Genomic DNA, 11,939 nt, shown 5'->3' with positions numbered 1-11,939 from the left:
ACGAGGTAGATAGGGCAGAGGTGGAAGTGTGGTAACACATGGAGCTGACTGTTACTAATCGGTCGAGGGCATAACCATAAAGGTTCGGGAAGAGATGGAAGATAGAGAATTTCTTGTATGTGGTTTTGAGGGTACATGAAAATATGAAGGCAGTCTGTGAAAACAGGCTGTTTTTTGTTTGCAAAAAAGCGGTGGATGCTGATAGAATAGTAGACAGCAGAGGCTTCACGCAGAAAAGCAAAAGGTAAAGGCAAAAGGAAGAGATACAGATGGTATATATAAGCGAGATCAGCAAGACTGTGCCCAAGAAGGGCAAAAACAAGACCAAGGACAAGGTATTTCAGCTTCTGGATAAGCTCCACATCCCCTACGAGAGAGTGGAAAACGATGTGGTGGAGACAATGGAGGAGTGCGAGGAGATCGACAAAGCTCTCGGCACAGAGGTGAGAAAGAGCATTTTTCTGTGCAACCAGAAGAAGACGAGCTTTTTCCTGGTGGTCATACCTGCCGCAAAGCAGCTGGACACGTCCGCTCTGGAGAAAAAGCTGGGTGTGGGACATCTGTCCTTTGCCTCGGCAGAGATGATGGAGAAGCACCTGGGAGCAAAGCCAGGCTCTGCCTCTGTCATGGGACTTGTCAACGACGAGGACGAGTACGTGCAGCTCATCATGGATAAAGAGGTGGCAGATGAAGAGTGGTTTGGATGCAATCCGGGGATCAACACGGACCATTTGAAGCTGAAGACAGCGGACCTTCTGAACAAATTTCTTCCCCGCATTTATCACAAGGCAAAGATAATGGAGCTGTAATATAGAGAATAAAAAATCTGGAACTTCGGCAGAAGGTTCCGGATTTTTTACATTGCGGGTCGGATAGACCCAGTTGAGCATGTTGAAGTTTCTTAATGGAGAAACGGAAACGTGCGAAATAGCAACCACCCGCTATGCGGGTGCGCGACGTTTGTTATACAAAAAATCACCTTTCCGTTATAATAGGGTTGTTCAGGCCACTATTAAAGAAAGGAAAGGTGATTTTATGGCAAAGCAAACAAATTCGCTTGCACATACGAAGTGGTAAGGTCAGAAGTATTGAAGAAGCCAGTTATGGATAAAAATTCAATACTCCTGACCTTATTTTACTCATAAATAGAAATAAGATTTCGATGATGATTAATCTAAATATTTTGATAAACTAATTTGTGTAGCCTTAACGATTTCAAAAATAATTGTAAGTTCTTGAGGATTGCATTTGTCTAGTATCTCGACTATTTTATTAGAAAGATTACTTTTGTTAACCATTGACTGATCGAATAGTATATCATCAGTACTTACTTCTAAAATTAAGGCGATTTTTACTAGAACGGCTAAACTTAATTTAGTATTACCGGTTTCAATATGACTCATATGAGTTGTTGATATACCAACTTTCTCCGCTAACTCTTCTTGAGAAAAAGAATGAGCTTTTCTATATTTTCGAATTCGTTGTCCGATTAAGAAATAGTCCATTATATTTCCCTGCCTTTATAGTTAATATATATTGAATTATAAGAGATGGTATGTTATGTTTTAATAAACTATATAGGCTATTAAATGCTTATATAATTAAAAAAAGGATGGTGGTTGAATTGAGTTAGTTGTCATGATTTTGAAAGTATTAAAAAGACTAGGAGGGAATATAATGCGAAAAAGAATTGGTATATTATTGGTAGTTGCACTTGTTGTTCTAGGAATAGTATCTTGTAGAGAAGACAATGATAACAATAGTTCAGAGATTGAGAATGGTCAAAAGTCAGTAACATCATCTGTAGATAAAGAAAGTAAACCACAAGAAATACAAAACAGTTTGGAAGATAGGGAGAAAAATATAGTACCATACGCAGTTATTAAGCCTGAGTTACAACTAATACTTAAAGCAGATGGGACAATTATAGGGAGAGGAGCTAATACATATGGTCAGCTTGGGAATGGAACAAGGGTAGATACAGAGGAATGGACAAATGTTGAGGAAATAAATAATGCTGTAGGTATCTATGCTTTGGATGATTTTGGAAGTTCGGAAACGGGAGCAAATATAGAATATGAATATTGTTATGCTTTGACAGAAGACGGGGATTTGTATAGGTGGGGAGCAGATATACTGACTCCTGAAAAAGTTTCTATTATTCCACAAATTGAGGAAATAAAACAAACGACAGATAGAACACTCATGATTAAATGTAAAAATGGGGAAAAGTATATGATTTGTGCAAGTGTCACGGACTCATATGATATGATTATATCTTGCGACACATTATCTGACAATGCAAAATTTTTTGACATACAATATGTAAATCATAGCTTAAATAAAGGTGTAGTGATAGATGGAAATAAATTAACATATATTAATTTTACTTCAGGAATGACGGGAGAAGATACTATAGAACCCAAGATTTTGACAGATTTTGATAGCATAATAGCATCAAGTTATGATATATCTGTTGAAGAAAAAATAGTTGATGCAGTAAGCGTATATCATAACGAAGACAAGGGAAGAGGAATGATTTTGCTTACAGAAATAGGTAATCTGTTACGATTATATGAGTCTCCAGAAAAACAGCCGGTAATTGAAGATTTAACAGTTATTGGAATAGATAAAGCATATGTTTCACAGGATAATGTTTTTTTATTAAAAGGTGGAGAAATACTTTGTCAAGGTGATAATACATCAGGTCAATTAGGAGATGGAACGAGAGAAGACTATTATAGAGATTATTTGACTATCGATGATGCAGTTTTTACGGATTTTTATTATCATGATACTTATGAAAATGAGTATGTTTTAGCAATGGATGAAGATTACAATATATGGGCATGGGGAGCGAACTTTGATGCATTGCCACAGATTATTGTTGACCAGTCTAATTTTACATTAACTGAATAATGGATAAAATTATAATACTAATTAAGCCCTTTTCAGCAAAAAAAGACAGCCTGCGCGAGGGGGATAGGATGCCCCATGAATAGGACAGCGGCGGGCTGTCTTTTTGTGTCGCTTTTTGTTAGGCGGAAAGAGGCTCCAGGGTGTATAATAGTCTCAAATATAAAGGACACGGATGATGAGGGAATGGGAAAGAGGATATTTGTGCTGGAAGCGCTGTCTGTCTATATGGAGCTTGTGTTCCACATCTATATGGGGCTGGATATGAGATATGCCCCTTTGTTTTTGTGCGCCTCGGCGGCCTGGGGGTTTCTGGCGGCCGCGGCGGTGTCTCTTTTGCCGGAGAGGGCCGGGCGGGCAGTGGGAGCCATACTGATCCTGCTGATGTCTGTCGTTTATATGGCGGAATTCATATGCAAGAAAATCCTTCAGCAGTATTATCAGATCGTGGGCGGGCTGGACACGGCTGCCGGCAATCATCTGGGAGACTACCTGGCCGCGGTGTGGCAGGCGCTAAGGGAGAATATCCCGGGGCTTTTCCTGCTGGTGGTGCTGCCTCTGGGAGTCTGGATCTTGACAGTCCGCAGGGCAGGGAAAAAGGAGCCGGAGGAGACAAATGAAAGGACAGGAAAAATCGGCCGCTGGAAGATGACGGCGCTGGCCCTCGGGGCGGCAGCAGTTTTCTTCGCCTGCTTCCTGGCCGGAGTCTTTTTCCTCCCGTGGAAGGGGGAGATCACGCCTGCCTATCTGGCTCGGACAGACCTTTACACAGACGACCAGGTGGAACAGCTTGGCCTTGGGACCATGCTGTTGCAGGATGTCCGCCACAGTATATTCGGAACTCCCGGGGAGACGATGCCCCAGGTGGAGGAGGCGGCGGAAGGGCAGCAGGAACCGGAGGAGCCGGTGTATGATCACAATCAGATGGATATTGATTTTGAAGGGCTGACAGCAGCGGCGTCCAGCGATGAAGAGAGATGGCTCAGTGAATATTTCGGAAGTGTGCAGCCGGCACAGCAGAACGAGTATACGGGCATGTTTGAGGGGTACAATGTGATCTTTATCACAGCGGAGGGCTTCAGCGGCTATATGATCGACCCGGAGCTTACGCCCACTCTCTATCAAATGTCCACCGAGGGATTTGTCTTTAAAAATTTTTACACGCCCCTGCACTTTACAAGCACATCGGGAGGAGAGTTTCAAAACCTGACAGGCCTCTATCCCCGCGCAGGCTTTCCCGTCAGTCTAACTGAGAGCGGAAAGCGGTCCACCTACCTTCCCTTTACGCTGGCAAATGCGCTGAACGGGGAGGACTACACTTCCATTGGCTACCATTTTAACCAGAATATGTATGGGCGGGAGCTGTCCCACCCCAATCTGGGCTATGAGTGGAGGCAGGCGGACGCGTGCGGGCGCCCGGTCACAAAGGAGACAAATGAGAGCGGCCGTGAGTACTGGCCTCAGTCGGATGACTACATGGTGGAGCAGACCTTTGCGGACTATGTGGACAGAGAGCCCTTCAATATCTACTACCTCACTATCAGCATGCATCTGCCCTACGGGTATGACAGCAATGAGATGTCCAGGAGAAACTGGGAGCAGGTGGAGGATCTTCCCTACTCCGACAAGACAAAGGCATACATGGCCGCTGGGATGGAGCTGGAGAAGGGACTGACCCATTTGCTGGAGGACCTGGAGGAGGCGGGGATCGCGGACCACACGCTGATCGCCATGGCGCCGGACCATGTGCCCTACTCGGACCTGGACATCCTGGAGGAGCTGGCAGGCCGGGATTTCGGCTCTGACTCAGTGGAGACGCTGGACGAGGAGAATGTAGATCTGGATGTCTACCGGAACACCTGGATCCTCTGGTCAGCCGGCATGAAGGAGCCTGTGGAGGTGGAAAAGATCTGCTCCCAGGTAGATATCCTACCCACCATGCTCAACCTTCTGGGGGTGGAGTATGACTCCCGGCTGCTGGCCGGCACGGATGTGTTTTCCGATCAGGAGGGCATGGCTATATTCTTTTCCAGGTCCTGGATCACGGACCAGGGGACCTACAGCAGATACACGGAGGAGTTTCAGCCTGCCCCGGGCGTGGAGATGACAGAGGAAGAGCAGAATGTGTATGTGGAAAACAAGAAGTATGTGGCGGACTGCCGGCTGCGGCTGGGAGAGCTGATCATTGAGACGGATTATTACCGGAAGGCTGTGCCGTAGGCCTTCCGGTTTTTGGCATATACCCAAAATTATTATTGACATATGCCCGAAACAAGCCTATACTTTAAAGAAGGAGGGGCAGCAGCCACCCGAACAAGGAGAGAGAAACGCGACAGGAGGAGATGAGAAATGCCAAGACCCAGAAAATGCAGGCGAGTGTGTGACTATCCACAGACTCTTGTATTTGCTCCGGTGGGAGGAAATAAGCAAGAGACCGTGAATATGACTGTGGATGAGTATGAGACGATCCGTCTCATTGATGGGGAGGGATATTCCCAGGAGCAGTGCGGAAGGCAGATGGAGATCTCCCGCACCGCGGTCCAGCTTGTCTACGCCTCCGCCAGAAAGAAGCTGGCGAAGGTGCTGGTGGAGGGGCTGACTCTCTCTATCGGCGGAGGAGATTATCAGCTCTGCCGGGGAGACGGAGGCTGCAGGGCCTGCGGCGGATGCTACAAATACGCCATCAGCCGGAAATATGAAAAGCCGAAGGGAGACGGGATCATGAGAATAGCAGTTACTTACGAAGACGGCCAGGTGTTCCAGCATTTCGGACACACAGAGCAGTTTAAGATTTATGACGTGGAGGACGGGAAAGTCATCGCCTCGGAGGTGGCGGACACGGATGGCCAGGGACACGGAGCCCTGGCGGGCGTGCTGTCTGCCCTGGGAGCGGAGGCGCTTATCTGCGGAGGCATCGGCGGAGGCGCCGTGCAGGCGCTGACCGCCGCAGGTATACAGCTTTACGCTGGAGTGTCAGGGGACGCGGACCAGGCGGTGGAGGAGCTGTTGGCAGGAAAGCTCTCGCCAAACGCAAAGGCCAACTGCGACCACCACGGCCACGGGGAAGGGCATCATGACTGCCAAGGACATGGCGAGGGACACCATGGGTGCGGAGGGCACGGAGAAGGTCATCACGGGTGCGGACATTAAGGAGTGTACGGGAAAAGTACGGACAAATGAAAAAGACATGAAATAGGCAGGGCGCCCTCTGCTAGCGGTCAGCATGCAGAAGGCGCCCTGCCTTTTCTATTTCCCCGGCGGAAGGGGGAAGGACATCCTCCAGAGAGTAGGGGATGCCCAGCTCCTTCCACTTGTAGACTCCCAGCGTGTGGTAGGGCAGCACCTCCACCCGCTCTACATTGGAGAGGGAGCGGATAAAGGCGTCCATCTCGCGCAGGTCCCTCTCCTCATCTGTGAGGCCGGGGACAAGGACGTGGCGGATCCAGACCGGCACGCTAAGCGTATCAAGGAGACCGGCCATGTCCAGGATGTTGTCATTTTCCCTGCCGGTCAGCTTCCGATGTCCTGCCGGGTCCATCAGTTTCAGGTCAAGGAGCACAAGGTCCACGTACTTCATCAGCTCCAGAAACCGGCTGTAAAATGGCTCTTCCCGGGCAAAGGGAGCGCCGGAGGTGTCCAGGGCAGTGTGGACTCCGGCCTCCTTTGCCCTCCTGAAAAACTCTATCAGGAAATCCAGCTGGAGCAGGGGCTCCCCGCCGCTGACTGTGATGCCGCCGCTTTTGCCCCAGTAGGGGCGGTAGCGGAGAGCCTGGGCGAGAAGCTCGTCAGCGCGTATCCTGAGTGCCTGGCCGGAGGTCAGCGCCCAGGTGTCCGGATTGTGACAGAAGCGGCACCGCAGGGGACAGCCCTGCAGAAAGACGAGGAACCGGATGCCCGGCCCGTCCACGGAGCCAAAGCTCTCTGTGGAGTGGACAAGGCCTGTGATATGGCCGCCGCTGATGTCCGGCTGTGAGTCTGGCTGTGAGGGGTATTCTGACAGGTGTTCCATCTTACAAGTTCCTCCTGTGTGCAATAGCTAGGTTACATGGTCTTGTGGCAGGTCCGGGCGATCACGTCCAGCTGCTGTTCTCTTGTCAGGCTGATGAATTTCACCGCGTAGCCGGATACCCGGATGGTGAAGTTGGCGTACTCCTCCTTCTCCGGATGCTCCATGGCGTCGATGAGCTTCTCCACGCCGAAGACGTTGACGTTGAGGTGATGGGCGCCCTGGTAGAAATAGCCGTCCAGGATGGAGGTGAGGTTGTCCACTCTCTCCTCTACGGAGTGGCCCAGCGCGTCCGGGTGGATGGTCTGGGTATTGGAGATGCCGTCCAGGGCCCACTCATAGGGCAGCTTAGCCAGGGAGTTGAGGGAGGCCAGTAGACCGCTCTTCTCCGCTCCATAGCTTGGGTTTGCGCCGGGGGAGAGGGGCTCTCCGGCCTTGCGCCCGTCAGGCAGGGAGCCGGTGGCTTTGCCGTACACCACGTTGGAGGTGATGGTGAGGATGGAGGTAGTGGGCTCGGAGTCCCGGTAGGTGTGGTGCTGGCGGATTTTCTGCATAAAGGTCTTTAAAAGCCAGACCGCGATGTCGTCCGCCCGGTCATCGTCATTTCCATACCTGGGGAAATCCCCAATGGTCTCGTAGTCCGTCACGATGCCGTCCTCGTCCCGGATAGTGCGTACTTTGGCGTACTTGATGGCGCTTAAGGAGTCCACCACGTGGGAGAAGCCGGCGATGCCTGTGGCAAAGGTGCGGCGCACATCTGTGTCGATGAGGGCCATGAGGGCGGACTCATAATAATATTTGTCGTGCATGTACTGGATCAGATTCAGGGCATTTACGTAGAGACCTGCCAGCCATCCCATCATGGAGTCAAAGCGGTGCATCACCTCGTCGTAGTCCAGATATTCGGATGTGATGGGCCTGCTTTCCGGCCCTACCTGCTCCTTGGTGCGCTCGTCCACACCGCCGTTGATGGCGTAGAGGAGACATTTTGCCAGGTTGGCCCTGGCGCCGAAGAACTGCATCTCCTTCCCGGTCTGGGTGGCGGACACGCAGCAGCAGATGGAGTAGTCGTCTCCCCAGATGGGCCGCATCACGTCGTCATTTTCATACTGGATGGAGCTGGTATCTATGGAAATGCGGGCAGCGTAGGCCTTAAAGGTCTCCGGCAGACGGGTGGAGTAGAGAACCGTCAGGTTGGGCTCCGGAGAGGGCCCCATATTTTCCAGGGTGTGGAGGAAGCGGTAGTCGGTCTTTGTCACCATGGAGCGCCCGTCCTGGCCCATGCCCGCTACTTCCAGGGTGGCCCACACCGGATCCCCGGAGAAGAGCTGGTTGTAGGAGGGAATGCGGGCGAATTTTACCATGCGCAGCTTCATGGCCAGGTGATCGATGAGCTCCTGGGCCTCCTTCTCTGTCAGTGTGCCGGCTGCCAGGTCCCTCTGGATGTAGATATCCAGGAAGGTGGAGATGCGCCCCACGCTCATGGCCGCCCCGTTTTGGGTCTTGATGGCTGCCAGATAACCGAAGTAGAGCCACTGCACTGCCTCACGGGCATTTGCGGCGGGCTGGGAAATGTCAAAGCCGTAGGAGGCTGCCAGCTCCTTCATCTGCCTCAGAGCCCGGATCTGCTTTGCCAGCTCCTCCCTCTGGCGGATGATGTCGTCCCGCATGGAGCCGTAGCCGCAGTGGTCGAAATCCTCTTTTTTGGACTGGATCAGAAGATCGATACCGTAGAGGGCCACCCGCCGGTAGTCTCCCACAATGCGGCCTCTGCCGTAGGTGTCCGGCAGGCCGGTGATGATCTTGCTGTGGCGGGCCTTCTTGATCTCCGGTGTGTAGGTGTCAAACACGCCTTGGTTGTGGGTGGTGTGGTACTCGCTGAAAAATTTGTGGAGCACAGGGTCCGGGGTATAGCCGTAGGTAGTACAGGCCTCCTCTGCCATGCGGATGCCGCCAAAGGGCATGAAAGCCCGCTTCAGGGGCTTGTCCGTCTGCAGACCCACTACCTTTTCCTGGTCCTTCAAGGTCTGGCTTATATAGCCCGGCCCGTGGGAGGTGATGGTGGAGACGATATCTGTGTCCATGTCCAGGACGCCACCCTTTGCCCGCTCCTCCTTCTGGAGCCTTTGCAGCTCATCCCAGAGAAGCCGGGTGGAGTCTGCCGGCCCCTCCAGGAAAGAGGCGTCCCCCTCGTAGGGCGTATAGTTGTGCTGGATGAAATCACGCACATTGATTTCTTCTCTCCAGAGCCTTCCCTCAAAGCCATTCCATTGTGTTTGCTGCATCATATGATTTTCCTCCTTCATACGCTGCCCGAAATCCGCTGCGTTGCCGGATGCCCGCTTGTGCAGGCACGGCGGGCCCCCTCCGGCGTATCGCACAAAAAAACGACCCTCCGGGCATATGTTTTATGCCCAGACGGTCGGCTCTTTTCATTCCCTATACTTCATGTGGTCCATTCCACTTCCGTCAGTCGTATAAGTACTTTCTAATATAGCATTTCCCAAAGAAATGTCAAGTAAAAAAAATCTGCCTGCTGTATACAGAACGTCTACTGCATGTCCTCCTGCACCTGGCAGATCTGCTTCTTAAGCCCCGCCGCGGCCTGGTCGGAGAGGCCGGCGAGAAGAGTCTGCATATTGGCGCGGATCTTCTCCGGGTCATAGGGGACCTCCAGGGCAAAATCACTGTAGGCGCGGATTTTCTGGAAGTAGAAGGATGTCTCCTTTTCCTCCTTTGCGTCCCGGGACATCTGGTACATGGTCACGCAGTCAGTGGCGTCCACATCGGTGCACTCGCTGCAGATCCATTTTCCAAGGAAATAGTATTTTCCGTCTGCCTGGTAGATAAATCCGGGCAGGGTAAGAAGTGTCTCAAGCATGGTTTTATTCCTCCTCTTTTTGAGAGTCCTGCGGCGCAGGACGGGCTGTATTTCTGTATTCAGTATAGCACAAAGAGGTAGGCACATACATGGAAACTTGTTATTTTTCTCCTCTGCCTATATAATGGGGATATCAAGGTTTCCAAAGCCTGCAGTATGCGGGCGGTTTGAGGGGCCTGTGACCAGGAAGGAGGACATGGGATGGAGCTAAGTCATTTCGAGGAGAGCGGACGGGCTGTCATGGTGGATGTGACAGAGAAGAAGGATACGGAAAGGGAGGCCGAGGCCACGGGGACGATCCTGGTGAACCGGCAGGTGTTTGACGCCATAAAGGCGGGCACGGTCGGCAAGGGGGACGTGCTGGCAGTGGCCCAGACAGCCGGGATCATGGGGGTCAAGCGGACCTTTGAGCTGATTCCCATGTGCCACATCCTTCCCATTACCGGGTGCCGCATTCGGTTTGACATGGACGAGGAGGCCTGTGCGGTCCACTGCACCTGCACGGTGAAGGTGACCGGGAAGACGGGGGTGGAGATGGAGGCCCTTACCGGCGTGACCACAGCCCTTCTCACCATCTATGACATGTGCAAGGCTCTGGATAAGAGTATGGAGATCACGGAGGTTTACCTGGTTCACAAGACAGGGGGCAAGAGCGGAGAGATACGCAACGAAAAGGCCAAAGCCCCGCAGCGTGCAGGGCAGACAGAATACAGAGAGCAGACAGGAAAGGGACTGAAGACATGGGATTAGAAAAGGGAATGAAGCTGATACGGACAGAGGACGCAGTGGGAACCGTGCTCTGCCACGATATCACACAGATCATACCGGGGCAGGTGAAAGGCCCGGTGTTCCGGAAAGGACATGTTGTCCGGGAGGAGGATATTCCGGTCCTTCTCTCTGTGGGCAAGGAGAACCTCTATGTGTGGGAGAAGCAGGAGGGGATGCTCCACGAAAATGAGGGGGCTGAAATCCTGCGCCAGGTCTGTCAGGGAGAGCATATGAGCCCCTCAGACGTGAAGGAGGGAAAGATTGAGCTGACAGCGGACACGGACGGGCTTTTGAAGGTAGACAGGGAAAAGCTTGACCAGGTCAACGGCCTGGGCCAGTTCGTCATCGCCTCCCGCCACGGAAATTTTCCGGTGAAAAAGGGGGACAAGATTGCCGGCATGCGGGTGGTGCCCCTTGTCATTGAGGAGGAGAAGATGGAGAGGGTAAAGGAAATCTGCGGCCAGGAGAGCATTTTTTCCCTCCTTCCCTTCCGAAAGATGAAGGCTGGCATTGTGACCACGGGAAGCGAGGTCTATCACGGCCGGATCAAGGACCAGTTCACTCCTGTGGTGAAGGAGAAGCTTCTGGAGTACGGCATGGAGGTGCCGGGAAATATCCTCTGCAGCGACGACGCCTCCATGGTGGAGGATGCCATCAGGGAGTGGATCGGAAAAGGCATGGACCTGGTGGTGTGCACAGGAGGCATGAGCGTGGACCCGGACGACAGGACACCCCTTGCCATACGAAATGCCTCAGATGAAGTCATCACCTACGGTGCGCCTGTCCTGCCCGGCGCCATGTTCATGCTTGGATATAAAAAGCGGGCGGAAGGCAAGGATATTCCGGACATTCCGGTGCTGGGACTGCCCGGCTGTGTCATGTACGCGAAGCGGACCATCTTTGACCTGGTGCTTCCAAGGATCGCGGCCGGAGAGCGGCTGAGCCTGGAGGATTTCACAGGGATGGGAGAGGGCGGACTGTGCCTGTCCTGCCCGGTGTGCACATTTCCGAACTGTGGGTTTGGGAAATAGAAATGGAAAAGAAACGGTTGCCTGGCTTACCCTCTGATCCAGTTGTTGATTTTCATTGTTGCTCTTGTTGGTCTCTGTTATGAGATTTTCAGGGGAAAGAAATAGCCGCCACTACTGCAATAGTGACGGCTTGCCGCTTTTAGCGGTATAGCTTCATTGTTGAGGGGAAGCCGCTTTCAATTTCTTTTTTATGTTTACAATATAGCATATCCGTACCGAATATTCAAGAAAAATAAGTAGTAGTTCCACAAACATAATTTTGGAAAGTATATTGATAAGAAGATAGAATTATGTTATCTTATAGAAGGAACAACTGTGTTACAGGGTGGCTGACCTC

The 11,939-nt window shown here is 51.6% G+C and carries 10 protein-coding genes and 1 riboswitch; of the genes, 6 read left to right on the top strand and 4 right to left on the bottom strand.

The genetic code is table 11. The features are described from left to right. Window positions 1–269: 269 nt before the first annotated feature. Window positions 270–809 carry a prolyl-tRNA synthetase associated domain-containing protein gene (locus FGQ86_RS12060; RefSeq protein WP_033127079.1) on the top strand — a complete coding sequence of 180 codons (540 nt, stop codon included), beginning with the start codon at window positions 270–272 and terminating at the stop codon, window positions 807–809. 360 nt (window positions 810–1,169) lie between these two features. Here the strand turns inward: FGQ86_RS12060 and FGQ86_RS12055 are convergent, their stop codons facing one another. Beyond that, window positions 1,170–1,505 carry a helix-turn-helix transcriptional regulator gene (locus FGQ86_RS12055; RefSeq protein ID WP_033127078.1) on the bottom strand — a complete coding sequence of 112 codons (336 nt, stop codon included), beginning with the start codon at window positions 1,503–1,505 and terminating at the stop codon, window positions 1,170–1,172. A 172-nt stretch (window positions 1,506–1,677) separates the two neighbouring features. Between FGQ86_RS12055 and FGQ86_RS12050 the strand changes: the two genes are divergently transcribed. From FGQ86_RS12050 to FGQ86_RS12040, 3 genes are all read left to right on the top strand, one after another. Then, window positions 1,678–2,919 (top strand): hypothetical protein, encoded by a 1,242-nt coding sequence (locus FGQ86_RS12050; protein ID WP_033127077.1) that lies wholly within the window; start codon window positions 1,678–1,680, stop codon window positions 2,917–2,919. A gap of 183 nt (window positions 2,920–3,102) precedes the next feature. After that, window positions 3,103–5,136, top strand: a complete 2,034-nt coding sequence (locus tag FGQ86_RS12045; protein ID WP_171031561.1) for an LTA synthase family protein — start codon at window positions 3,103–3,105, stop codon at window positions 5,134–5,136. A gap of 129 nt (window positions 5,137–5,265) precedes the next feature. Continuing rightward, a complete protein-coding gene (locus FGQ86_RS12040) occupies window positions 5,266–6,066 on the top strand; it encodes a NifB/NifX family molybdenum-iron cluster-binding protein (RefSeq protein WP_033127076.1) in 801 nt (266 codons plus the stop codon). Window positions 6,067–6,127: 61 nt separating this feature from the next. On the opposite strand, the gene pflA is transcribed toward FGQ86_RS12040, so the two are convergent. The 3 genes from pflA to FGQ86_RS12025 all read right to left on the bottom strand — a co-directional run bounded on the left by pflA (window position 6,128) and on the right by FGQ86_RS12025 (window position 9,803). Continuing rightward, complete coding sequence (gene pflA, locus FGQ86_RS12035) at window positions 6,128–6,925, bottom strand: pyruvate formate-lyase-activating protein (protein ID WP_081958117.1); 798 nt, start codon at window positions 6,923–6,925, stop codon at window positions 6,128–6,130. 32 nt (window positions 6,926–6,957) lie between these two features. Further along, on the bottom strand, window positions 6,958–9,210 hold the full coding sequence (gene pflB, locus FGQ86_RS12030) for a formate C-acetyltransferase (protein WP_138304218.1): 2,253 nt from the start codon (window positions 9,208–9,210) through the stop codon (window positions 6,958–6,960). A 117-nt stretch (window positions 9,211–9,327) separates the two neighbouring features. Next, window positions 9,328–9,409: riboswitch (ZMP/ZTP riboswitch) on the bottom strand. Between the two features lie 64 nt (window positions 9,410–9,473). After that, on the bottom strand, window positions 9,474–9,803 hold the full coding sequence (locus tag FGQ86_RS12025; protein ID WP_033126708.1) for a hypothetical protein: 330 nt from the start codon (window positions 9,801–9,803) through the stop codon (window positions 9,474–9,476). A gap of 201 nt (window positions 9,804–10,004) precedes the next feature. Here FGQ86_RS12025 and moaC point away from each other — a divergent pair, with 201 nt between their 5' ends. After that, the gene (gene moaC / locus FGQ86_RS12020) at window positions 10,005–10,553 is read left to right on the top strand and encodes a cyclic pyranopterin monophosphate synthase MoaC (protein ID WP_081958094.1); all 549 of its coding nucleotides are present in this window, start codon (window positions 10,005–10,007) and stop codon (window positions 10,551–10,553) included. A gap of 8 nt (window positions 10,554–10,561) precedes the next feature. Beyond that, window positions 10,562–11,602 carry a molybdopterin-binding protein gene (locus tag FGQ86_RS12015; RefSeq protein WP_033126716.1) on the top strand — a complete coding sequence of 347 codons (1,041 nt, stop codon included), beginning with the start codon at window positions 10,562–10,564 and terminating at the stop codon, window positions 11,600–11,602. Window positions 11,603–11,939 lie beyond the last annotated feature (337 nt).

Source organism: Clostridium sp. BSD2780061688st1 H5, from assembly GCF_005845155.1.
GTDB lineage: Bacteria > Bacillota > Clostridia > Lachnospirales > Lachnospiraceae > Claveliimonas > Claveliimonas intestinigallinarum.
This window is presented reverse-complemented; position numbering and strand designations above follow the sequence as displayed.